The organism is Mycobacterium sp. IS-836, assembly GCF_001954275.1.
In the GTDB taxonomy this organism is placed as follows: domain Bacteria; phylum Actinomycetota; class Actinomycetes; order Mycobacteriales; family Mycobacteriaceae; genus Mycobacterium.
The window spans coordinates 56,545-77,929 of the sequence record NZ_MBEU01000052.1 but is presented as its reverse complement, the minus strand read 5'-3'; the positions used below and the strand labels follow the sequence as shown (position 1 = coordinate 77,929).

The 21,385-nt window shown below is 68.3% G+C and carries 19 protein-coding genes; 3 read left to right on the top strand and 16 right to left on the bottom strand.

Translation table 11 applies throughout. The annotated features are described in order from the left end of the window. Nucleotides 1–30 precede the first annotated feature (30 nt). The 6 genes from tpiA to A5747_RS13800 form a co-directional block, all read right to left on the bottom strand. The gene (gene tpiA, locus A5747_RS13825) at nucleotides 31–816 is read right to left on the bottom strand and encodes a triose-phosphate isomerase (protein ID WP_076125077.1); all 786 of its coding nucleotides are present in this window, start codon (nucleotides 814–816) and stop codon (nucleotides 31–33) included. Beyond that, a complete protein-coding gene (pgk, locus tag A5747_RS13820; RefSeq protein WP_076125075.1) occupies nucleotides 813–2,048 on the bottom strand; it encodes a phosphoglycerate kinase in 1,236 nt (411 codons plus the stop codon). The genes tpiA and pgk overlap by 4 nt, the downstream gene beginning before the upstream one ends. A gap of 3 nt (nucleotides 2,049–2,051) precedes the next feature. Beyond that, nucleotides 2,052–3,071 (bottom strand): type I glyceraldehyde-3-phosphate dehydrogenase, encoded by a 1,020-nt coding sequence (gap, locus tag A5747_RS13815; RefSeq protein WP_076062963.1) that lies wholly within the window; start codon nucleotides 3,069–3,071, stop codon nucleotides 2,052–2,054. 98 nt (nucleotides 3,072–3,169) lie between these two features. Then, nucleotides 3,170–4,585, bottom strand: coding sequence for an NAD(P)/FAD-dependent oxidoreductase (locus A5747_RS13810; RefSeq protein ID WP_076125072.1), 1,416 nt, complete (start codon nucleotides 4,583–4,585; stop codon nucleotides 3,170–3,172). Further along, complete coding sequence (locus A5747_RS13805; RefSeq protein WP_076125070.1) at nucleotides 4,582–6,339, bottom strand: DUF3556 domain-containing protein; 1,758 nt, start codon at nucleotides 6,337–6,339, stop codon at nucleotides 4,582–4,584. The genes A5747_RS13810 and A5747_RS13805 overlap by 4 nt, the downstream gene beginning before the upstream one ends. Before the next feature lie 44 nt (nucleotides 6,340–6,383). Beyond that, on the bottom strand, nucleotides 6,384–6,770 hold the full coding sequence (locus A5747_RS13800; protein WP_076125068.1) for a hypothetical protein: 387 nt from the start codon (nucleotides 6,768–6,770) through the stop codon (nucleotides 6,384–6,386). Between the two features lie 210 nt (nucleotides 6,771–6,980). On the opposite strand from A5747_RS13800, the gene A5747_RS13795 reads away from it, so the two are divergent. From A5747_RS13795 to A5747_RS13785, 3 genes are read left to right on the top strand one after another with little or no spacing between them, the layout of a single operon-like run. Beyond that, a complete protein-coding gene (locus A5747_RS13795; protein ID WP_139333443.1) occupies nucleotides 6,981–7,721 on the top strand; it encodes a 1-acyl-sn-glycerol-3-phosphate acyltransferase in 741 nt (246 codons plus the stop codon). 3 nt (nucleotides 7,722–7,724) lie between these two features. Continuing rightward, nucleotides 7,725–9,338 carry an acyl-CoA ligase FadD12 gene (fadD12, locus tag A5747_RS13790; protein WP_076125064.1) on the top strand — a complete coding sequence of 538 codons (1,614 nt, stop codon included), beginning with the start codon at nucleotides 7,725–7,727 and terminating at the stop codon, nucleotides 9,336–9,338. Beyond that, nucleotides 9,338–10,603, top strand: coding sequence for an alpha/beta hydrolase (locus tag A5747_RS13785; RefSeq protein ID WP_076125062.1), 1,266 nt, complete (start codon nucleotides 9,338–9,340; stop codon nucleotides 10,601–10,603). Before fadD12 ends, A5747_RS13785 begins: the two co-directional genes overlap by 1 nt. On the opposite strand, the gene A5747_RS13780 is transcribed toward A5747_RS13785, so the two are convergent. From A5747_RS13780 to A5747_RS13735, 10 genes are all read right to left on the bottom strand, one after another. Further along, nucleotides 10,600–11,988, bottom strand: coding sequence for a wax ester/triacylglycerol synthase family O-acyltransferase (locus A5747_RS13780; protein ID WP_076125100.1), 1,389 nt, complete (start codon nucleotides 11,986–11,988; stop codon nucleotides 10,600–10,602). The genes A5747_RS13785 and A5747_RS13780 overlap by 4 nt on opposite strands. A gap of 52 nt (nucleotides 11,989–12,040) precedes the next feature. Beyond that, nucleotides 12,041–13,018, bottom strand: a complete 978-nt coding sequence (gene whiA, locus A5747_RS13775; RefSeq protein WP_076125098.1) for a DNA-binding protein WhiA — start codon at nucleotides 13,016–13,018, stop codon at nucleotides 12,041–12,043. Then, on the bottom strand, nucleotides 13,015–14,052 hold the full coding sequence (locus A5747_RS13770) for a YvcK family protein (protein WP_076125060.1): 1,038 nt from the start codon (nucleotides 14,050–14,052) through the stop codon (nucleotides 13,015–13,017). Before A5747_RS13770 ends, whiA begins: the two co-directional genes overlap by 4 nt. Then, a complete protein-coding gene (gene rapZ, locus A5747_RS13765) occupies nucleotides 14,049–14,924 on the bottom strand; it encodes an RNase adapter RapZ (protein WP_076125058.1) in 876 nt (291 codons plus the stop codon). The genes A5747_RS13770 and rapZ overlap by 4 nt, the downstream gene beginning before the upstream one ends. A 4-nt stretch (nucleotides 14,925–14,928) precedes the next feature. Then, entirely contained in the window at nucleotides 14,929–16,857 is a 1,929-nt protein-coding gene (gene uvrC / locus A5747_RS13760; protein WP_076125056.1) for an excinuclease ABC subunit UvrC, read from the bottom strand. 19 nt (nucleotides 16,858–16,876) lie between these two features. Further along, the gene (locus A5747_RS13755; RefSeq protein WP_083700422.1) at nucleotides 16,877–18,316 is read right to left on the bottom strand and encodes an HNH endonuclease signature motif containing protein; all 1,440 of its coding nucleotides are present in this window, start codon (nucleotides 18,314–18,316) and stop codon (nucleotides 16,877–16,879) included. Between the two features lie 158 nt (nucleotides 18,317–18,474). Continuing rightward, nucleotides 18,475–19,143: a hypothetical protein gene (locus A5747_RS13750; protein ID WP_076125052.1), complete on the bottom strand. Its 669-nt coding sequence runs from the start codon at nucleotides 19,141–19,143 to the stop codon at nucleotides 18,475–18,477. Between the two features lie 18 nt (nucleotides 19,144–19,161). Continuing rightward, a complete protein-coding gene (locus tag A5747_RS13745; RefSeq protein ID WP_076125050.1) occupies nucleotides 19,162–19,623 on the bottom strand; it encodes a PH domain-containing protein in 462 nt (153 codons plus the stop codon). Beyond that, complete coding sequence (gene ribH / locus A5747_RS13740; RefSeq protein ID WP_076125048.1) at nucleotides 19,620–20,102, bottom strand: 6,7-dimethyl-8-ribityllumazine synthase; 483 nt, start codon at nucleotides 20,100–20,102, stop codon at nucleotides 19,620–19,622. Before ribH ends, A5747_RS13745 begins: the two co-directional genes overlap by 4 nt. Further along, nucleotides 20,099–21,376: a bifunctional 3,4-dihydroxy-2-butanone-4-phosphate synthase/GTP cyclohydrolase II gene (locus A5747_RS13735; protein WP_076062989.1), complete on the bottom strand. Its 1,278-nt coding sequence runs from the start codon at nucleotides 21,374–21,376 to the stop codon at nucleotides 20,099–20,101. Before A5747_RS13735 ends, ribH begins: the two co-directional genes overlap by 4 nt. Nucleotides 21,377–21,385 lie beyond the last annotated feature (9 nt).

Below are 21,385 nucleotides of genomic sequence, written 5' to 3'. Positions count from 1 at the left end.
GACGTGCAGCCTACCGGCTTCGCGCGGGCATCACGGCAGCGGCCCGCCGGCGGCGATGGCCGCCAGCGTCGCGAACTGCTCGCCGTCCAGCGACGCGCCCCCGACCAGGCCGCCGTCGACGTCGTTCTGGGCGACGATTTCGCCGATGTTCTTCGCGTTCACCGAGCCGCCGTAGAGCACCCGGACGCCCTCGGCGATCTCTGCGGAGGCGAGGGACGCCAACTCTTTGCGGATCGCCGCGCACACCTCCTGGGCGTCGCCCGCGCTGGCCACCCGGCCGGTGCCGATCGCCCATACCGGCTCGTAGGCGATGACGACCCGGCCGATCTGCTCGGCCGAAAGCCCCGCCAGCGAGCCGCGCAGCTGCTTCTCGCAGTGGCCGACGTGCTCGCCGGCCTCCCGGACCTCCAGGTGTTCGCCGATGCAGACGATCGGCGTCAGCTCGTTCTTCAGGGCGGCCGCCGCCTTGGCGGCCACCAGGTCGTCGTCCTCGTTGTGGTAGGTGCGCCGCTCGGAGTGCCCGACGATGACGAAGGAGCAGCCCAGCTTGGCCAGGAAGGCTCCGCTGATGTCGCCGGTGTAGGCGCCCGACTCGTGCTGGGACAGGTCCTGGGCGCCGTAGGTCAGCCGCAGCTTGTCGCCGTCGACCAGGGTCTGCACGCTGCGCAGGTTGGTGAACGGCGGGATCACCGTAACGTCGACCTTGTCGTAGTACTTGTCGGGCAACGCGAAGGCGATCTTCTGCACCAGCGCGATCGCCTCGAAGTGATTGAGGTTCATCTTCCAGTTGCCGGCGATCAGGGGCTTGCGGGTCACGAGGCTCCTCCACTTGGCTGGGGCCGGCCCAGTACCTCGATGCCGGGCAGCGTCTTGCCCTCCAGGTATTCCAGCGATGCGCCACCGCCGGTGGATATGTGCGAGAACGCGTCTTCGGGGATGCCGAGCGCGCGCACCGCCGCCGCGGAGTCGCCGCCGCCGACCACGCTGAACGCGCCCTTGCCGGTCGCCGCGACGATCGCCTCGGCCACGCCCTTGGTGCCCGCCGCGAACGCCGGGAACTCGAACACGCCCATCGGGCCGTTCCAGAAGACGGTCTCGGCGTTGGACAGCAGCGCGGCGAACCGTCGCACCGACTCGGGTCCGACGTCCAGGCCCATCTTGTCGTCCGGGATCCGGTCCGCGGCCACGGTCTCCGGCGGCGAGTCGGCGGCGAACTTCTCCGCCACCACGATGTCCACCGGTAGGCGCAGCACGTCGGCGTAGGTCTCACTCAACCTGCGGCACGTGCCGACCATGTCGGTCTCGAGCAGGGATGTGCCAACCGAAAGGCCCTGCGCAGCAAGGAAAGTGAAGCACATGCCGCCGCCGATTACGATGCTGTCGGCCTTGGTCGCCAGCGACTCGATGACGCCGAGCTTGTCGGACACCTTCGACCCGCCGAGCACCACCGCGTACGGGCGCTTGGTCGAGGCCGTCAGCTGCTCGAGCACCCGGATCTCCTCGGCGACCAGCGTGCCTGCGTAGTGCGGCAGCAGGGTGGCGACGTCGTACACGGAGGCCTGCTTTCGGTGCACCACCCCGAAGCCGTCGGAGACGAAAGCGCCTCCCGGCGAGACCAGTTCGGCCAGCAGCTTGGCCAGGGCGAGCCGCTCGCCGTCGTCCTTGCTGGTCTCCCGCGGGTCGAACCGCACGTTTTCCAGCAACAGGACGTCGCCGTCGGTCAACCCCTCGGCGCGGGCCAGCGCGTCGCCGCCCACCACGTCGCCGGCCAATTGCACGTGCCGGCCCAGCTGTTCGCTGAGCGCGGCGGCCACCGGCGCCAGCGACAGCGCGGGGTCGGGTCCGCCCTTGGGGCGGCCCAGGTGCGCGGCGATGACCACCTTGGCACCGGCTTCGGCCAGCGCTCGCAACGTCGGGACGGACGCGGTGATGCGGCCCGCGTCCGTGATGACGCCCGCATCGAGTGGAACGTTCAGGTCGGAGCGCACCAGCACGGCGCGACCTGAAACACCTTCCGCCAGAAGGTCTTCGAGGCTGGGAACGGACACGGTCTACAGCGACTTGCCAACCAGTGCGACCAGGTCGACGAGGCGGTTGGAGTAACCCCACTCGTTGTCGTACCACGACACCACCTTGGCCTGGTTGGCGATCACCTTGGTCAGGCCGGAGTCGAAGATCGAGCTGTGCGGGTCGGTGACGATGTCGCTGGAGACGATCGGCGCGTCGTAGTACTTCAGGATGCCCTTGAGCCGGCCCTCGGCGGCGGCCTTGAACGCCGCGTTGATCTCCTCGACGCTGGCGGACTTGGACAGGTCGGCGGTCAGGTCGGTCACCGAGCCGGTGGGAATCGGCACGCGCAGCGCGTACCCGTCGAGCTTGCCCTTCAGGTTGGGCATCACCAGGCCGATGGCCTTGGCCGCGCCGGTGGAGGTGGGCACGATGTTCAGCGCGGCGGCCCGGGCGCGACGCAGGTCCTTGTGCGGGCCGTCCTGCAGGTTCTGATCCTGCGTGTAGGCGTGGATGGTGGTCATCAGGCCCCGGTCGATGCCGAATTCGTCGTCGAGCACTTTGGCAAGCGGCGCAAGGCAGTTCGTGGTGCACGACGCGTTGGAGATGATGTTCTGGCTGCCGTCGTACTTGTCGTCGTTGACCCCGAGGACGATGGTGATGTCCTCGTCGGTCGCGGGCGCGGAGATGATCACCTTCTTCGCGCCGGCGTCCAGGTGGCCCTTGGCCTTGGCCGCGTTGGTGAACAGTCCGGTGGATTCCACGACGACGTCGACGCCGAGGTCACCCCACGGCAGCGCCGCCGGGCCCTCCCGGACCTCGAGTGCCTTGATTTTGGCGGGACCCACGACGATGGTGTCGTCGCCTTCGAGGCTGACGTCGTGGGGCAGCCGGCCGAGGATCGAGTCGAATTTGAGCAGGTGCGCCAGCGTGCTGTTGTCAGTGATGTCGTTGACGGCGATCACCTCCACGTCGGCGATGCCCTGCTCCTGTTGGGCCAGTAGGGCCCGGTAGAAGTTGCGTCCGATTCGACCGAAGCCGTTGATGCCTACTCGGACCGTCACTTGTCTCTCCCTGTCTGATCGCTGATGAAACCGCTCGCCGTCAGCCTAGATCAGTAGCGACACCGGTTGCTGGGCCTCCCCCTCGGAGGTGACCTGCGTTACCCGCGCAGGCGCCGCAGCGCCGCGGTGGCGGCATGGTAGCCGCAGAGCCCGTGGATGCCGGCTCCCGGCGGCGCGGACTGCGAGCACAGGTAGACGCCGGGAACACCGGTCGCGTACGGGTTGACGGCGATGCGCGGGCGCAGCACCACCTGCAGGCCGTCGTTGGCGCCGCCGATGATGTCGCCGCCGATGAAGTTCGGGTTGTAGGCCTGCAGGTCGGCGGCGCTCTTGCTGACGGAGGCGAGGATGCGGTCGCGAAATCCCGGGGCGAACCGCTCGATCTGGTCGACGACGGCCGCGGTGGCGTCGCCGGTGTAGCCGAACGGCACGTGCGCGTAGGCCCATATCGGGTTGACGTTGCCGGCCGACCGGGACGGGTCGGCCAGGTACTGCTGCCCGACGAGCACGAACGGCCGGCGCGCCATCTTGCCTTGCGCGCGTTGACGTTCGGTGTCCGCGATCTCGGCGAAGGTGCCGCCGAGGTGGACGGTGCCGGCGCGACCGCAGTCGGGGTTCGTCCACGGGATGTCACCCTCGATGGCGAAGTCGACCTTGAACGCCGAGGACCCCTGGCGGTAGCGGCGGTAGGACCGTCTGATGCGGCCCGGCATCACGTCGCCGTAGATCGACAGCACCGCGGCGGGGCTCAGATCCAGCATGACGATGTCGGCGTCGGGGATGTCCCTGCGGCTCGACACCGTCACCCCGGTGGTCACGCTGCCGCCGTGCGCGGCCAAAGCCGCGGCCAGCGCGCGGATGATCGACCCGGACCCGCCCTCGGCGACGGGCCAGCCGTAGCGGTGCCCGGTGGCCAGAAACATCAACCCGAGTGCGGAGGTGAGCGGCCGGTCCAGCCGGGTGAACATGTGCGCGGCGGCGCCGCCGAACAACGCGCGCGCCGGCTCGGTGCGAAACCAGCGCGCCAGCACGGTAGCCGGCAGCACCGCGCGCGGGCCGAACGCCGCGAGGCGGATCGGGTGACGCGGGATGTTCAGCACCGGGCGGAGCAGATCCTGGGCCAGCTGGTCGAACCCGGCCGCGAGATCGCCGACGGCGCGGCGCCACCGGGTGCCATCGGGCCCCATGCGGGCGGTGGTTTCGTCGATCGACTGGTACAGCACACCGGCGCTGCCGTCGTCGAGCGGGTGCGCGCAGTCGATCTCCGGCCACTTCAAGGTCAGTCCATGGCTTTGGAGGTCGATCTCCTGCCAGAACGGTGAGCCGACTGCCCACGGGTGAGACGCCGAGCAGTGGTCGTGAATCACGCCGGGCAACGTCAGCTCGCCCGAGCGCGCTCCCCCGCCGATCGTGTCGCGGGCCTCCAGCACCTGGACGTCGACACCGTGGCGGGCGAGTTGGATCGCGGCGGCCAGGCCGTTGGGACCGGCACCGACGACTACCGCCTTGGTCATGACTCCGGATGAATCACGTTTTGCGTGGTGACGTGGACCGGGAACTCGTCGCCCGGCTCGGCCCACGGCTGACGCGACAGCATGTCCTCGATGGTGACGTAGCCCGCCTCGATCAGTCCGGTCTTGGCGTCGAGGATGCGGTACCACTGTTTCTGGATGTGGATCGGTTGGCCCTCCAGGACGATCACGCGAAGGTCGCCGTCCTCGAAGTGGCAGCGCCGCTGTACGGCTTCCAGTAGCTGCTCGTTGTGCAGATGACCCTCACCGAAGTTCCACCCGACCAATGGCCCGGCGACCACCTCGCCCTCGCGAATCTTGTAGTCGGCTTCGTTGTCGATCGCGCGGGGTAACAACGCGTTGAGCACCCGGCCGTGTAGGTGCATCGCCCGGAACGCCGCGACCTTGTCGGCCATGATTTCGGCCGTCGCCGGGCCATAGAGCTTGGCCAGCTGATTCACGACGAGCGCAGAGCTTTTGACGACGGAGGTCTCGACCTTCTCCTCGATGCCCGCGCGGAAGCACCACACGCTGCAGGCCCAGTTGCCGGCGTAGTAGCGCATGGCGGGGAGGAACGAAACCTTTTCGGGGAACATGTTTCCCACGATCACGACGGCCACCACAACGATCATGAGCGCCAGCAGCAGCGGCGAGGAAAGGTCGGTGGCGCGGATCGCGCCGTAGTGCCCGAACAGGTAGAACAGCGAGAAGATGAAGAACACGTTCCACTCCAACGGGACTCCCATCGGGAGGTTGGAAATGATGTTGAGGTGGAAGATCACCATGAACCCGATGAGAAACCACCGCCACGGCTGATCGCCGGCGACGAACACCAGCACCGTGGGGACGATGAACTCCGCCGTCGTGCCGCCGACGTGGGCCATGAGTTTCGGAAGCAGGCTCGGCCGTAGGTCGTTGACGTGGTCGCGGTAGAGCAGGTGCTTGATCGGCAGGAACAGCTTGGGCCGCAACAGCGCGTTGTTGCTTGTCATCACCGACACGACGTAGGGGAAGTGGTGGTTGAGCTTGGAAGTCGCCGCCCCCCACCAGAGCAGCAGCATGATGATCTTGAACGCCGCGATTTGATCGGTAAACGGAAAGAAGAACACGAACAGCTTCAGCCAGTAATGTTCCCCGCGCGCGGCCAGGAAGATGGTCTTGTCGCGCAGGCCCAGCAGCGCCAGCGCGACGATCGTGGGGATCACCACGACGGGGTTGATCAGGCCGACATCCCCGGCGCCCGTGACCGGCCCCCCATGCCCGGGTGACAGCAGGGCCCACACCGCGCCGATCAACACGATGGCATAGAGGCCGACGTCGGCGAGAGTGCGGGAATCACCGCGGGTGAGCGGGACCTTATCCGGCCAGGCCGGCAGTCGAATCGTGTTGGGCCGCAACCAATACAGGACTCCACCGATGGGAGGCATGAACCGCCCGGTCAGCGGGCCGGATCCGCAGCCGAGGCCAAGGACCTCGAACAGCAGCGTGAAGATGACGACCTTCTGATACACGATCGGTTGCGTCCACCAATCGCCGATGCGGCCCAGGCCGCCCAGGCCCGGGGTCAGCGAGATGATGGCGGCCGGGGCGGCGACGTACACCGCGATCTTGATCAGGTAGAGCAGATACACCGCATACGGTGTTCCGAAGCCGTGTTCCGCCCAATGCCGGGTCACGACCTGCAGCCGCGTTGCCCGTGACAGGGTCGGCCACGTGTCGTGATCGACGTCCGGAAGCTCCGGTGACATGAATCCCATGGCTGGCCTCTCTGTCGCCGAAAACGGCTGCGGCAAGCGCTATTTCACCCGAACCGCTGGCGCAGCCCTTCGATCATCCCGTCCAGTGATTGCCGTTCCTGTTCTTCGCCGCGCAGCATGTGCCGGAAGTTGGCGGCGCCTTCGGCGTCGCGGTTGGACTCGCAGACGGCGATCGCCTGGTGGTACCGGTCGATTCGATGCTCACTGAGCCGCCGGCTTTGGGCGAGCAGGCGCAGGAAGTAGTCGGCCTGCCGGCGATCGGCCATCGCGGCCGCGGCCGCGGAGAAATCGGCGTCGCGTTTGCCATCGACCGGCTCGGAGCGCCCCACGCCGCGCGGGGATGGACGTGTCCGTCGGTCCAGAGCGGTGCCCGACCTGTGGGCAGCGGCCGAGCGCGACGCGCGCTCGTCGGACGAACCGGCGAAGTCCATCTGTTCTCTCAACTGGACGTTTGGCGAAGGGATGGGCCGTAACCATACCCCGCCCGACGCCGCCCGGTCCACAAGCGGATTCCGGCCGCTCACACCGGGCTCGCTACCATCGAGGAACCTCAGCGCGGCAAGGAAGCCTCAAGGAGAACCGTGAGCGACAACGACAGCGACGACATCGGCAAATTCGACCCTGGCACCACCCAGCGGTTGATGAGCGCGATGCGCCCGTTCTTGAAGACGTATTTCCGCTCTGAGGTGCACGGGCTGGACGCGTTCCCGCCCGGCGGGGCGCTGGTCGTCGCGAACCACTCCGGTGGCATGTTCCCGATGGACGTCCCGATCTTCAGCGTCGACTTCTACGAGAAGTTCGGCTACGACCGGCCGGTCTACACGCTCAGCCACGACATCCTGTTCATGGGCCCGACGGCGCCGCTGTTCCGGCGCGCCGGCTACATCCGGGCCAACCGCGAGAACGCGGCCAGGGCGCTGCGGGCCGGCGGCGTGGTCGTCGTCTTCCCCGGCGGGGACTACGACGCCTACCGGCCCACGCTGTCGGAGAACGTCATCGACTTCAACGGCCGCAAGGGCTACGTCAGCACGGCGATCGAGGCCGGCGTGCCGATCGTCCCGGCGGTGTCCATCGGCGGGCAGGAGACCCAGCTCTACCTGTCCCGCGGCACCTGGCTGGCCGAACGGCTGGGCATCAAGCGCCTGCTGCGCAGCGCCATCATGCCGGTTTCGTTCGGCTTCCCCTTCGGGTTCAGCGCCGTGATCCCGCCCAACCTCCCCCTGCCCAGCAAGCTCGTGATGCAACTGCTGGAACCAATCGACATCGCCGCGCAATTCGGCGAGGACCCGGACGTCGACGAGGTCGACGAGCACGTCCGGTCGGTCATGCAGGACGGCCTGACCACGCTCGCGTCCGGCCGCCGCTTCCCGATTCTGGGCTGAGCCATGGCATCTCGTCTCAACCAGGCCCTCGGCATCATCACCACACTGAGGCGCGCCGGGATGATCGCGCCGATGCGGCCCGACCGCTACCTGAAGATCGCCGCCGCGATGCGTCGCGAGGGCCTGGGCATCACCGTGGGTTTCGCCAGCGCCGCGCAGCGCTGCCCGGACCGTCCCGGGCTGGTCGACGAGCTGGGCACGCTGACGTGGCGCCAGCTCGACGAAAACATCGACGCGTTGGCCGCGGCGCTACAGAAGCTGCCCGGCGGCCGGGTCATCGGGATCATGTGCCGCAATCACCGGGGCTTCGTGGAATCGCTGGTGGCCGGCAACCGGATCGGCTCCGACATTCTGCTGCTGAACACGTCGTTCGCCGGGCCGGCGCTGGCCGACGTGGTCAACCGCGAAGGCGTCGACACCGTCATCTACGACGAGGAGTTCACCGCGACCGTGGACCGCGCGCTCGCCGACAAGCCGGACGCCACCCGCATCCTGGCCTGGACCGACGAACAGCACGAGTTGACCGTTGCGAAACTCGTCGCTGATCACGCCGGGCAGCGGCCCGAGCGCACCGGCCGCAAGGGCAGGATGATCCTGCTCACCTCCGGAACCACCGGAACACCCAAGGGCGCCAACCAGACTGGCGGCAACGCCGGGATCGGCACGCTCAAGGCGATCCTGGACCGCACCCCGTGGCGGGCGGAGGAGCCCATCGTGATCGTCGCGCCGATGTTTCACGCGTGGGGTTTTTCCCAGCTGGTGTTCGCCGCATCGATGGCCTGCACGGTGATCACCCGGCGCAAATTCGACCCGGAAGCCACGCTGGACCTCATCGACCGGCACCGGGCGACCGGTCTCGCGGTGGTCCCGGTGATGTTCGACCGCATCATGGACCTGCCCGACGAGGTCCGAAACCGGTACAGCTGCAAGTCATTACGGTTCGCGGCGGCTTCGGGTTCGCGGATGCGCCCCGATGTGGTGATCGCGTTCATGGACCAGTTCGGCGACGTGATTTACAACAACTACAACGCCACTGAGGCCGGCATGATCGCCACCGCGACGCCGGAAGACCTGCGCGCCGCACCGGACACCGCGGGCCGGCCCGCGGGCGGGACCGAAATCCGGATCCTGGACCCGGATTTCAACGAGGTGCCCACCGGCGAGGTGGGCAGCATCTACGTCCGCAACGACACCCAGTTCGAGGGCTACACCTCGGGCACCACCAAGGATTTCCACGCCGGGTTCATGTCGTCGGGAGACGTCGGCTACCTCGACGAGGCCGGCCGGCTGTTCGTCGTCGGCCGCGACGACGAGATGATCGTCTCCGGCGGCGAGAACGTCTACCCGATCGAGGTGGAGAAGACGCTGGCGGCGCACTCCGACGTGGCGGAGGCCGCGGTGATCGGCGTCGACGACGAGCAGTACGGCCAGCGGCTGGCGGCGTTCGTGGTGCTGACCGCGGGCGCCCAGGCCACCCCGGACACGCTCAAGCAACACGTGCGGGAGAACCTGGCCAACTACAAGGTGCCCCGCGAAATATCGGTCCTCGACGAACTCCCCCGCGGCAGCACCGGCAAGATCCTGCGGGCCGAATTGCAATCGCGGGTCAGCGGCTGATGCGGCGGATGCTGAGGAAGCCGCGGCCGCTGGCCCGCGCCGTCGTCGAATTCGTCAACGCCGCCAACGGATTACGCCCGCTCGCCCGCAAGGGCTACCCCACCGTCGCGGTGTTCTGGTTCGGCTGGCCCACGTCGGAGGTGCCGGGCGTGTACTTCACCGCGTCGCTACTCGACGCGCTGCGCCGCGGCCGCCGCGGCGACTTCGCCGGGCGCCGGGGAAAGGCGGCGCTGGCACTGACCGCCGCGTCGTGGGCGATCCTGGGGGTGATCCGCTGGCGCGGCGTCACCACCCCGGGCCCGGTGCTGGAGGCCGGGCTACGCGAACAACTGGGAGCCGACTACGCCGAGGCGCTGGCCGAGCTGCCGCAGACCGAGCCCAAGCGCCGCGGGCGGCGCAACCTGCCGCTGGGCAACACCGTGGCCCGGCGGCGCTACGTCGAGAAGACGAACGTCGTGTCCTATGGGCCGCACGGCCGGGCGAACCTCGCCGACGTCTGGCGCCGCCGCGACCTGCCCCGCGACGGCAAGGCGCCGGTGCTGGTGCAGGTGCCCGGCGGCGCCTGGGTGATCGGAATGCGCCGTCCCCAGGCCTATCCCCTGATGAGTCACCTGGCCGCCCGCGGCTGGGTGTGCGTGTCGATCGGCTACCGCGTCTCCCCGATGCACACCTGGCCCGACCACATCGTCGACGTCAAACGGGCGCTGGCCTGGGTCAAGGAGAACATCGCGCGATACGGCGGGGATCCCGACTTCGTCGCCGTCACCGGCGGCTCTGCCGGCGGTCATCTCGCCGCGCTGGCGGCGCTGACGCCCAATGACCCCAAATTCCAGCCGGGCTTCGAGGATGCCGACACCTCGGTAGTCGCCGCGGTCCCCGTGTACGGGCGCTACGACTGGTTCACCACCGAGGGCGAGGGCCGTCCCGAATTCGTCCGGTTGCTCGAAAAGTTCGTGGTGAAGCGGAAATTCGCCGACCACCGCGATATCTATGTCGACGCGTCACCGATCCGGCGGCTGCGGGCGGACGCGCCGCCGTTCTTCGTCTTGCACGGCGCCGACGACTCCCTCATTCCGGTCGGCGAGGCCCGCGACTTCGCCGAGGAACTGCGCGGTGTGTCGAAGTCGCCGGTGGCCTACGCCGAATTGCCCGGCGCCCAACATGGTTTCGACATCTTCGGTTCGCCCCGGGCGCATCAAGCCGCCGAGGCGGTGGCGCGGTTTCTGTCCTGGGTGTACGCGACCGGCTACCCGGGCCGCGACTAAGCCAGCGCCGCCGCTTTCTCGAGTTCGGTCAGCGCCGGCTCGATGGCGTCGGCCATATCGTCGATGTCGTTGGCCACTTCGGGCGTGGTCACGAAGCCGAAGTCCAGGTAGTCGGTGTAGGAGAAGCAGGTGACGTTCAGCGCGATGTCCATGACCGGCGGTCCGAGCGGAACCAGCGAGTCCAGCTTGGCGCCCGCCATGTACAGCGGGAACGGCGGACCGGGAACGTTGGACACAACCAGGTTGAGCGGAGCCAGGTTTCGCGACAGGCCGGTGGCCGTGTAGGCACGCGCGGCCAGGTGTAGCAGGCCGGGCGGGGTCGTCTCGGTCAGGCCCATGATCTGATGCGCCGACAGCGCCTTGGCCATTCCCTTGGCGCTCTGCGTGCTTTCGTGGATGGCGCGCAGCCGCTCGGCGGGGTCGTCGATGTCGGTGGCCAGGGATGCGGTCATCGAGCTGATCTTGTTGCCGATCTCGTCCTTGTTCTCGTCGGTTCGGGTCGAGACGGGAATCTGCGCGATGAGCGGTTTGGTCGGCAGCTCACCGCGTTTCTGCAAATATTCGCGCGCGGCACCGGCGACCATGGCCAGCACGACGTCGTTGAGCTTGACGTCGTAGGCGTCCTTGACGGCCTTCGCGCGGGCCAGCTCGACGCGGCAGCCGGTAACCCGCCGGTGCGGGGACACCGGCGCGTTGAACCGGGTCTTGGGCGCCTCGAAGTAGCGCGGCGGCCGGCTGGCGATGCCCAACGCGGCGACCTGCTGGCGCACCGTCTGTTCGACCAGCCGGGCGATGCGGAAAGGCGTCTTGACGCCGACGTTGATGAGCGCGCCCACCGCGCGCCGCTCCAGGCCGGGAAGCTGGAAGCCCACCAACGATCCGACCGTGTCCTGTTGCGGCGGACGGGGTTCCGGCGTGACATCCAAAAGGATTTCACCCAGCCCGGCACCCGACACCCCGTCGACGATGGCGTGGTGCATCTTGGTCAGCGTGGCGATCCGGCCGCCTTCGACGCCCTCGATCACCCACAGTTCCCACAGCGGCCGGGAGCGGTCAAGCTTGTAGGACATCAGCCGGCCCACCAGCTCCTCGAGCTCGCGGCGGCTACCCGGGGCTGGCACGCCGATGCGGCGGACGTGGAAGTCGATGTCGAGTTCCTCATCCTCGACGAACCACGGCCGGTCCAACCCGAGCGGCGCGCCGGTGACCCGCCAGCGCAACTGCGGAATCTCGGGCAGCCGCTCAATGAGCAGTTCGCGGAGGCGCTGAAAACTGTAGTCGGGCGCATCGCTGGGATCGCAGATCGCCAACGCGCCCACATGCATATGCCAGCCTGAAGTTTCGGCCGACCAGAACGCCGCATCAACACTCGATAGCCGCTTCATGCGATGACCGTAGCCCTCCCCCACCCCTTGCGCCCAGCAATCCGCTGGTTAGCTAGGCATCTTCCAAAAGGTCTGGCGTTACCGCCGACTCGGTGTCGGGGATGCCTTCGACCTTCGCCTTGCGGTCGGCCATCGAGAGCAATCGCCGAATGCGCCCCGCCACAGCATCTTTCGTCATCGGGGGGTCGGCCAGGCGGCCGAGCTCCTCGAGGGAAGCCTGCCGGTGCTCGACGCGCAACTTGCCGGCCGACGCCAAATGGTCGGGGACGCTGTCGCCGAGAATCTCCAACGCCCGCTCCACCCGGGCCGCCGCGGCGACCGCGGCCCGCGCCGAGCGGCGCAGGTTGGCGTCGTCGAAATTGGCGAGGCGGTTGGCCGTCGCGCGCACCTCGCGACGCATCCGGCGCTCCTCCCAGATCAACCGGGTGTCCTGGGCGCCCATCCGGGTCAGCAGCGCGCCGATCGCCTCGCCGTCGCGCACCACCACCCGGTCGGCGCCACGCACCTCGCGGGCCTTCGCGCTGACGCCGAGCCGGCGGGCGGCGCCCACCAAAGCCAGCGCGGCCTCCGGGCCGGGGCAGCTGACCTCCAATGCCGACGAGCGCCCGGGCTCCGTCAACGAGCCGTGCGCCAGGAAGGCTCCCCGCCACGCCGCTTCGGCGTCGGTGATGCTGCCGCCCACCACCTGTGCGGGCAGACCCCGCACCGGACGGCCCCGCATGTCGAGCAGGCCCGTCTGACGTGCCAGCGCCTCACCGTCGTTGGCCACCCGCAGCACGTACCGCGTGCTCTTGCGAATTCCGCTGGCCGACAACACATGTACGACCGCGTTGTAGCCGTACAGATCGAAGATGTCCTTGCGCAGCCGCCGCGCGATGTTGCCCAGATCCACCTCGGCCTCGACCAGGACTCGCCCGCCCACGATGTGCAACCCACCGGCGAACCGCAATAGGGAGGTGACTTCCGCCCGACGCGCGCTGACCGATTTCACGACCAGGCGGCTCAGTTCGTCCTTGACTTCGGTCGTCATCGCCACGCGTCGTCACTCCTCGTATCGCTATCGACCCGAATCTCCGCGGTGGTTCTAGACGAAGGCACTCCCGGGGCCTTGGGGCCCCCTCGGACCCCGTCCAGGGCCGCCGCGAGCTTGCCCGGGTCATGTAAAGGTCTACCAGGTGTGGCCACGTCGGCGAAGTGGACCTCGGCCTGCAGCAGCGTCGCGGTGCGGCGCAGCTGCTCGCGTTCCCGCTCACTCGGCACCCGTTCGGCGTCGATGATGATGTCGTGGACGGTGAACCCGGGCGCATGCTGGGCGAGCACGTGCAGATGCCGTTCCACCGAGAATCCGGCCGTCTCACCCGGCTCCGCGACCAGATTGAGCACCAGGGCACGCCGCGCGCTGGTCCTGCGCAGCGCCGCGGCCAGGTCCGGCACCAACACGTGCGGGATCACGCTGGTGAACCAGGAACCGGGGCCCAGCACCACCAGGTCGGCGGCCATGATGGCGTCCACCGCCTGCCGGGTCGCCGGCGGGTCGGCGGGAAGCAGCCGCACCCGGCGCACCTTCCCGGGCGTGGTGGCGATCGCCACCTGGCCGCGGATCAGCCGGAACATCCGCGGGTCGGACTCCAGACCGGACACGTCGGCCTCGATCTCCAGCGCGATCGGGCACATCGGCAGCACCCTGCCCTTGACCCCCAGGATGCGGCCGAGCTCGTCGAGCGCGGCGACCGGATCGGCTAGCACCTCGTTGAGCCCCGCCAGCATCAGGTTGCCGATCGGATGCCCGGCCAACGCGCCGCTGCCGCCGAACCGGTGCTGCAGGATGGTCGCCCACAGGCGTCCATACGGGCTGTCGGATGCCAACGCCGCCAACGCCATTCGTAAATCGCCCGGCGGGATGACATCCAGTTCGCTGCGCAACCGGCCGGACGAGCCACCATCGTCGGCGACGGTCACCACGGCGGTGACGTAGGGGGTCAACCGGCGGGCCGCGGACAGCGTGGCATGCAAGCCGTGTCCGCCCCCGAGGGCAACGATGCCCTCGCTATTCGGTGAGCTCATTCGCGGCCCAGATCCCGGTGCAGCACTCGCACCGACAGTTGCGCATTGCCCCCCAGCAGCTGCATCAACGCCTCGGCGATCGCGACGCTGCGGTGCTTACCGCCGGTGCAGCCGATGGCGACCGTCATGTACCGCTTGCCCTCCCGGCGGTAGCCGCCGACGACCAGAGATAGCAATCGATGGTAGGCGTCGAGAAACTCGGCGGCGCCGGGTTGGCTCAACACGTAATCGCGCACCGCCGGGTGCTGGCCGGTGAGCGGGCGCAGCTCGTCGACCCAGTGCGGGTTGGGCAGGAATCGCACGTCCATGACCATGTCGGCATCCATCGGCAGGCCGTACTTGAACCCGAACGACTCGACGGTGACGCTGGTGGTCCCGGCGCCGTCGCCGCCGAAGGCCCGCTCGATGTTTTCCCTCAGGCCGCGCACCGACAGTGTCGACGTGTCGATGATCAGGTCGGCGGTGGCGCGAACCGGGGCCAGCATCGCGCGCTCGGCGGCGATGCCCTCGGCCAGGGTCTGCTCCCCCTGCAAGGGATGGCTGCGGCGGTTCTGTTCGTAGCGGCGGACCAACATGTCGTCGGATGCCTCCATGAACACCACGCGCGGCGTGATGTTGCGGGTGGCCAGTTCGGTGCGCACCGAGTCCAAATCGCCGGTGAATCCCCGTGATCGAACGTCCATCACCACCGCGAGCTGGGTGATCCGCGACCCGGCCGCCAGTCCGAAGTCCACCATCCGGGTGATCAACTCGGGCGGCAGGTTGTCGGCGACGTACCAGCCGAGGTCCTCGAGCACCTTCGCCGCGGTGCCGCGTCCGGCCCCGGACAACCCGGTCACCAGGACGACGTCGATGCCTGGAGCGTTCGTCATCCTTTCAATCCTGGGGTCGCAGCGCTTCGAGGACGGCCGTGGCGGTCGCCACGCCGATACCCGGGACGGCGGTGATCTGGTCGACGGTGGCCTCCTTGAGGCGGGCTAGCGAGCCGAAATGCGTTACCAGCGCCTTACGGCGATGTTCTCCCAATCCTGGCACCGAATCGAGCGCTGAGGCGGTCATTCGCTTGGATCGCTTGCTGCGATGGTAGGCGATGGCGAACCGGTGCGCCTCGTCGCGGACCCGCTGCAGCAAATAGAGTCCCTCGCTGTTGCGCGGCATGATGACCGGATCCGGCTCGGACGGCACCCACACCTCTTCCAGCCGCTTGGCCAGGCCTATCACCGCCACGTCGGTGATGCCGAGCTCGTCGAGCACGGCGCTGGCCGCATTGACCTGGGGCGCGCCGCCGTCGACGACGTAGAGGTTGGGCGGGTAGGCGAACCGCCGCGATTTTCCTTCCGGCGAAAGCATATTCGGGTCGTTCTGCTCACTCAGGTGGCGCGCGAACCGCCGTCGGGTCACCTCGGCGATGGAGGCGACGTCGTCGGAGCGTCCCTGTCCCGCGGCTTCCCGGATCCCGAAGTGGCGGTAGTCCGATTTGCGCGGCATGCCGTCCTCGAACACCACCAACGAGCCCACCACGTCGGTGCCCTGCACGTGGCTGATGTCGACGCATTCGATCCGCAGCGGCGCGTCGGCCAGGCCCAGAGCGTCCTGAATATTCTGCAGCGCAGCGGATCTGGCGTTGAAGTCACCGGCCCGCTTCAGCTTGTGTTGCTGCAGCGCCTCTTTCGCGTTGCGCTGCACGGTTTCGGCCAGGGCGCGCTTGTCCCCCCGGCGGGGCACCCTCAAGGTGACGCGCGAGCCGCGCAGGCCGGACAGCCAGCTGGCCAACTCGTCGGCGTTCGACGGTAGGCAGGGCACCAGCACCTCGCGGGGAACCGGGTTGGTGGATTCGTCGGCGGCGCCGTCCAGCTCGGCCTGTTCGCCGTAGAACTGGGTGAGAAATTGTTCGACCAACCGCTCCTCGCCGGATTCGCCGGGGTCCCCGGACTTTTCGACGATCCAGCCGCGCTGACCGCGCACCCGTCCGCCGCGGACATGGAACACCTGCACGGCCGCTTCGAGCTCGTCGTCGGCGAAGGCGACCACGTCGGCGTCGGTGCCGTCGCCGAGCACCACGGCCTGCTTCTCCATCGCCCGCTTCAGCGCGGACAGGTCGTCGCGAAGCCGCGCGGCCCGTTCGAAATCGAGTTGATCCGCCGCGGCGTTCATCTGCTGTTCGAGCTCGCGCGCAAAACGGTCGGTTTTGCCGGACAGGAAATCGCAGAAGTCCACGACGATTTGGCGATGCTGTTCGGCGCTGACCCTGCCGATGCACGGCGCCGAGCATTTGTCGATGTAGCCGAGCAAGCACGGACGGTCGATCTGCTTGTGCCGCTTGAATACTCCGGCCGAGCAGGTTCGCGCCGGGAACACCCGGGTGAGCAGATCCAGCGTTTCCCGGATCGCCCACGCGTGGGAGTACGGCCCGAAATAGCGCACGCCCTTGCGCCGCGGGCCGCGATAAACCATCAGCCGGGGAAACTCCTCGTTGAGCGTGACGGCCAGGACCGGATAGGACTTGTCGTCGCGGTAGCGAACGTTGAACCGCGGATCGAATTCCTTGATCCAGTTGTATTCCAGCTGCAGCGCCTCGACTTCGGTGTTGACCACCGTCCACTCGACCTTGGCCGCGGTGGTCACCATCTGCCGGGTGCGCGGGTGTAGGCCGGCGACGTCGGCGAAGTATGACGTCAGCCGGCTACGCAGGCTCTTGGCCTTGCCGACGTAGATGACTCGTCCGTGCGGGTCCCGGAATCGGTAGACGCCGGGCTCGACCGGGATGGACCCGGGCGCGGGGCGATACGTCGCGGGATCTGGCACGTATCCAGGCTAGTAGCCGCTAGAAGGGTGGCGGCTCGTCGGGATCGGCGGGTGGGGCTGGGCCGGTGGGCGCCGTTTGGGTCGCCAGCCGCGCCGCCCGGTTGTGGCGGCGCTCGGTGTTGATGCGGTGGGCCCGGTTTTGCGCGCGGGTGGTGCGGCGCCTCGGCATCATGGCGCTGCGCTCACCGCAGCGGTCCGCGGCCGGCACCGCACTGGGTGCGTCGCCCGCGGGTGCGCACAGGCTGGGGAACAGCAAGGCGCTGGCGGGGGTGGTGACGTAGCTGTGCCCGTCGGGCAGCGTCCAGATCACGGTGCCGTCGGGCAGTTGTTGGTCGCGCCAGCCCCAGAACGTTTTGAGCAAATGATGAAGCCGGCACAGACATTTCAGGTTCGACGGATGCGTGGCCCCGCCCTCGGCGTAGGGCACGGTGTGGTCGATATCGCAGTGAGTGGCCGGGCGATCACAACCCGGGGCCCGGCACGTCAGATCCCGGCACCGGATGAACTCGGCCAGCTTGGCCGACGGCGTGTATTGCGGCTCGGCGCCCGCCGGAGCAATTAGCGGCCGCAGCTTGGCGGAAGTGGCCAGCTCGGTGATCAGCTCGGCGGGGATCAATCCCTCGCCCCCGAGCAGCACACCGGGCGCCGACCCTCGGCCCTCGACGGTGGCCTGCTCGGCGATCACGTGGATCACCACACCGCTCTTCGGTTCCGCCGGGTGGCAGTCGGGGCTCCCGCAGGTGCACACCAGCGTCTCGGCACCGGCGGCCAGCGCCCCAAGCGCATCGGCGCGCCGCTGCGCCTTGGTGCGCGGATCACCCTCACACACCGTGCCCGCCAACTCATCCAGGCGGCGATCCAGCGCCTGGCCCGTGGTGGCGAACACGCTGGCTTCCACCCAGGCCATCCCCGACTCGTTGGCCCGCACGTCGACATGACGATCCTCGGCGGCCTTGACCGCCCGGCGCTGCGCATCGCGATCCACCTGGACCACCACCTGATCCACCGCGGCGGCCAAACCCCCGCGGGTCAGCGACGGCCGGCGCACCAGCAGCGCCGCCACCCGCGCATCCACTATCGCCAGCACCGCGGCGTCGGTGATCAAATCGGTGCGAAACACGATCGCCTGAAACGCCCGATAGTCGATCTCCCCGGCCGCGAACAGCTCGCCCACCCGCGGCAGCCGCTCGCGCAGCGCCATCGCATAGCGCAGGTAGCTGTGACCCATCGCCACACTGCACCCCAGCGCCGCGGCCACCTGCGCGGCCACCGCCTCCCAGGTATCGGTGGCCCAGTCGGCGTGCTCCCCCGTCGCGCGGCAGCGCAACACCAACAACTCACCGACGGCAACCAACCGCTCCGCGGCCGCCCGCGCCTCGGCGCGCCCCGCCTCGCGGACCCGATCGAGCAGCACCGCCGACTCCTGCGTCGGCCGCGAAGCTTCGAGGTATTCGAACATGTGTTCGAGCATAGCAGCACCCGACGACAAGAAGCCCCCACGTTCGCCGCCCGGGGTACACAGACCGACAATCCACAGATCAAGCAGGCATCGAGATCGTCCGCAGGGCACGCCCGGCTGTCGGCTATCGGGTGTAGTAGCAGCCTCCGACGACAACCTCAGGTGGTTCGCCGGTCGATCTGCGCACGACGTTTCGACGCCCAGCCCGTCATGGGGAATCCCGGCTTGACGTCGCAGGCCGACAGCATCAAAACGACCCGCGACAACGCCGCCAGTCCGTAGTCACAAGTCCAGTCCGGACGCGTCATGGTCCACACCAAGACGCCATCGTCGGTAGTGCCGAAGAAGCTGAGTCGCATCGGCCGAAACACCCCGCTAGGGGACACACCGATAGCCTCGCCGTGGCAATTCGACACGGCGGTAAAGCCTTTCGAGATCACGTCGCGGATCTTCAAGGAGCGGTCATAGGTGTCGACCGATTCGGCGTACAGCGCCTGGCCGCTGAATCGATACGCCGATTCGGCGTGGTCCGATGATCCGCCGGGCCGCAACGGCGAACCCCTGAACAGAAGTGCCGCCGTGCATTCCGGCGGCCGAGCGCCGGTGAAGTAGTTGGTGCCCACGGCGATCGCGGCCGCCGGTCCGAGCGGAGTGGGGTCCCCGTCCGCCAGAAGGAACTCATGCGCGGATATCGCCCGGTGCGAATTCGCGGGGGCCCCTGGCTCGCCGGGAGCCCGCACCGCTCTACCCGCCACCGAGGCTGCGCAACCGCTCGCCATCACCGCGGCGATGACGAGCGCGGCAGCCGCCCGCACGTGACGTGCCATCGGGCGATGGTACAGCGCTCAGCGAGCGGCCGGGCGATATCGCGCCAGCAGCGACCGCACGGTGTCCATGGCCTCCACCGCGCGGTCCTTGTCGACGGCCTGGATCGCCATCACCGGAATGTACTCGTCGTCCGGCAAATCCACTCGCGCCCAGCGGTGACCGGCGGGAAACGACACACCGACCACATCGGACCACGGAATCAGCCTGTAGCCGAACAGGTTTCGTACCGAAATCCCGGGCGGGCCCACCCGCAGTCGCGGTCGTGCGAACAACAGGACCCCGCCCGCGATGATGAGGCCCAGCACGGCGATCGCCACCTGGTCGGAGGTCTGGAAGATCACGCCGCTGGACTTCATTTTGAGCGCCAAGCCGACCGCAATATGCACGGCCGCGATCAGAAACGCTGCGATGTAAGCGAATAACGGTGTCCGGTGGGGGCGCAGCTCGACATCCCAGGCGTCGCTGTTCGGCGGAGTCACGACCCAGCGCGCAGGTCGCGCAGGGTGAGCGCGGCGGCCAGGGCCGCGCCGGTCGCCTGGGCCCCCTTGTCCTCGGCCGATTCCGGAAGGCCGGCCCGGTCCCGCGCCTGTTCCTCGTTGTTGGTGGTGAGCACCCCGTTGCCGACCGGCGTCGAAGCGTCCAGCGAGACCCGGGTCAGGCCCTGGGTCACCGCATCGCACACATAGTCGAAATGCGGTGTCTGGCCCCGGATCACGACACCGAGCGCGACGACCGCGTCATGGCTGCGGGCGAGTTCCTGGGCAACGACGGGAATCTCGATCGCGCCGAGCACACGGACCACCGTCGGGTTGCCGACGCCCGAATCTGCTGCCACTTTGAGCGCGCCGGCCAATAACGCGTCACAGATTTCCCGGTGCCAGGTGCTCGCGACGATACCCAGGCGCACGCCTGCCGCGTCGAGCGCCGGAATCTCCGGCACACCGGCGCCACCGCTCACAAAGCACCGCCGAATTCACCTGGCAAATGGACGGATTCGTGGAAGTCGTCGAGCCCCGCCAGGTCGTGGCCCATCTTGTCGCGCTTGGTCAGCAGGTAGCGGATGTTCTCCGCGTTGGCCCGCACCGGAAGCGGCACCCGCTCGATGATGTGCAAGCCGTAGCCGTCCAGGCCGACCCGCTTGGCCGGGTTGTTGGTCAGCAACCGCATCGAGCGGACTCCCAGGTCGACGAGAATCTGCGCGCCGATGCCGTAATCCCTTGCGTCGGCTGGTAATCCAAGCTTGAGGTTGGCGTCGACCGTGTCTTCGCCGGCGTCCTGCAGCTGGTAGGCCTGCAGTTTGTGCATCAGGCCGATCCCGCGGCCCTCGTGGCCGCGCATGTAGAGCACGACGCCGCGGCCCTCGCGCGCGACCATCGCCATGGCCGCGTCGAGCTGCGGCCCGCAGTCGCAGCGGCGTGACCCGAAAACGTCGCCGGTCAGGCACTCGGAGTGCACGCGCACCAACACGTCGTCGCCCTCGCCGCTCGGCCCGGCGATATCGCCGCGCACCAGCGCCACGTGTTCGACGTCCTCGTAAATGCTGGCGTAGCCGATCGCGCGAAACTCCCCGTGCCGGGTCGGGATTCGCGCTTCGGCGATCCGCTCGATGTGCTTCTCGTGCTTGCGCCGCCACTCGATCAAGTCGGCAATGGTGATCAACGCGAGGTCGTGCTCGTCGGCGAAGACCCGCAATTCGTCGGTCTGGGCCATCGCGCCTTCGTCCTTCTGGCTGACGATCTCGCAGATGGCGCCCGCGGGTTGCAGGCCCGCCATCCGGGCCAGATCGACCGCGGCCTCGGTATGTCCGGGACGGCGCAGCACACCACCGTCCTTGGCGCGCAACGGAACCACGTGGCCAGGGCGGGTGAAATCTTCGGCCAGGCTGGTGGGATCGGCCAGTAGCCGCATCGTGGTGGCCCGGTCGGACGCCGAAATTCCGGTGCCCACACCCTTTCTTGCGTCGACAGTGACGGTGTAGGCGGTGCCGTGCTTGTCCTGGTTCACCGCGTACATCGGCAGCAGGCCGAGCCGATCGCAGATCGCGCCATCCAGCGGCACACACAGATAGCCCGAGGTATAGCGGACCATGAAGGCCACCATCTCCGGTGTCGCCTTTTCGGCGGCGAAGATCAGATCGCCCTCGTTCTCCCGCTCCTCGTCGTCGATGACGATGACGGCCTTGCCTGCCGCGATGTCGGCAACCGCCCTCTCGACGGAGTCCAACCTCGTCATCTTGGCTAC

Bases quoted from the DNA above. Each gene is read 5' to 3' on its own strand.
- A5747_RS13795 (WP_139333443.1), top strand. From the start codon at position 6,981: ATGAGCGCGATGCGCCCGTTCTTGAAGACGTATTTCCGCTCTGAGGTG.
- A5747_RS13805 (WP_076125070.1), bottom strand. From the start codon at position 6,339: ATGGGATTCATGTCACCGGAGCTTCCGGACGTCGATCACGACACGTGG.
- A5747_RS13810 (WP_076125072.1), bottom strand. From the start codon at position 4,585: ATGACCAAGGCGGTAGTCGTCGGTGCCGGTCCCAACGGCCTGGCCGCC.
- A5747_RS13770 (WP_076125060.1), bottom strand. From the start codon at position 14,052: ATGAGCTCACCGAATAGCGAGGGCATCGTTGCCCTCGGGGGCGGACAC.
- A5747_RS13785 (WP_076125062.1), top strand. From the start codon at position 9,338: ATGCGGCGGATGCTGAGGAAGCCGCGGCCGCTGGCCCGCGCCGTCGTC.
- whiA (WP_076125098.1), bottom strand. From the start codon at position 13,018: ATGACGACCGAAGTCAAGGACGAACTGAGCCGCCTGGTCGTGAAATCG.
- A5747_RS13800 (WP_076125068.1), bottom strand. From the start codon at position 6,770: ATGGACTTCGCCGGTTCGTCCGACGAGCGCGCGTCGCGCTCGGCCGCT.
- A5747_RS13755 (WP_083700422.1), bottom strand. From the start codon at position 18,316: ATGTTCGAATACCTCGAAGCTTCGCGGCCGACGCAGGAGTCGGCGGTG.
- A5747_RS13735 (WP_076062989.1), bottom strand. From the start codon at position 21,376: ATGACGAGGTTGGACTCCGTCGAGAGGGCGGTTGCCGACATCGCGGCA.
- fadD12 (WP_076125064.1), top strand. From the start codon at position 7,725: ATGGCATCTCGTCTCAACCAGGCCCTCGGCATCATCACCACACTGAGG.
- A5747_RS13780 (WP_076125100.1), bottom strand. From the start codon at position 11,988: ATGAAGCGGCTATCGAGTGTTGATGCGGCGTTCTGGTCGGCCGAAACT.
- A5747_RS13750 (WP_076125052.1), bottom strand. From the start codon at position 19,143: ATGGCACGTCACGTGCGGGCGGCTGCCGCGCTCGTCATCGCCGCGGTG.
- rapZ (WP_076125058.1), bottom strand. From the start codon at position 14,924: ATGACGAACGCTCCAGGCATCGACGTCGTCCTGGTGACCGGGTTGTCC.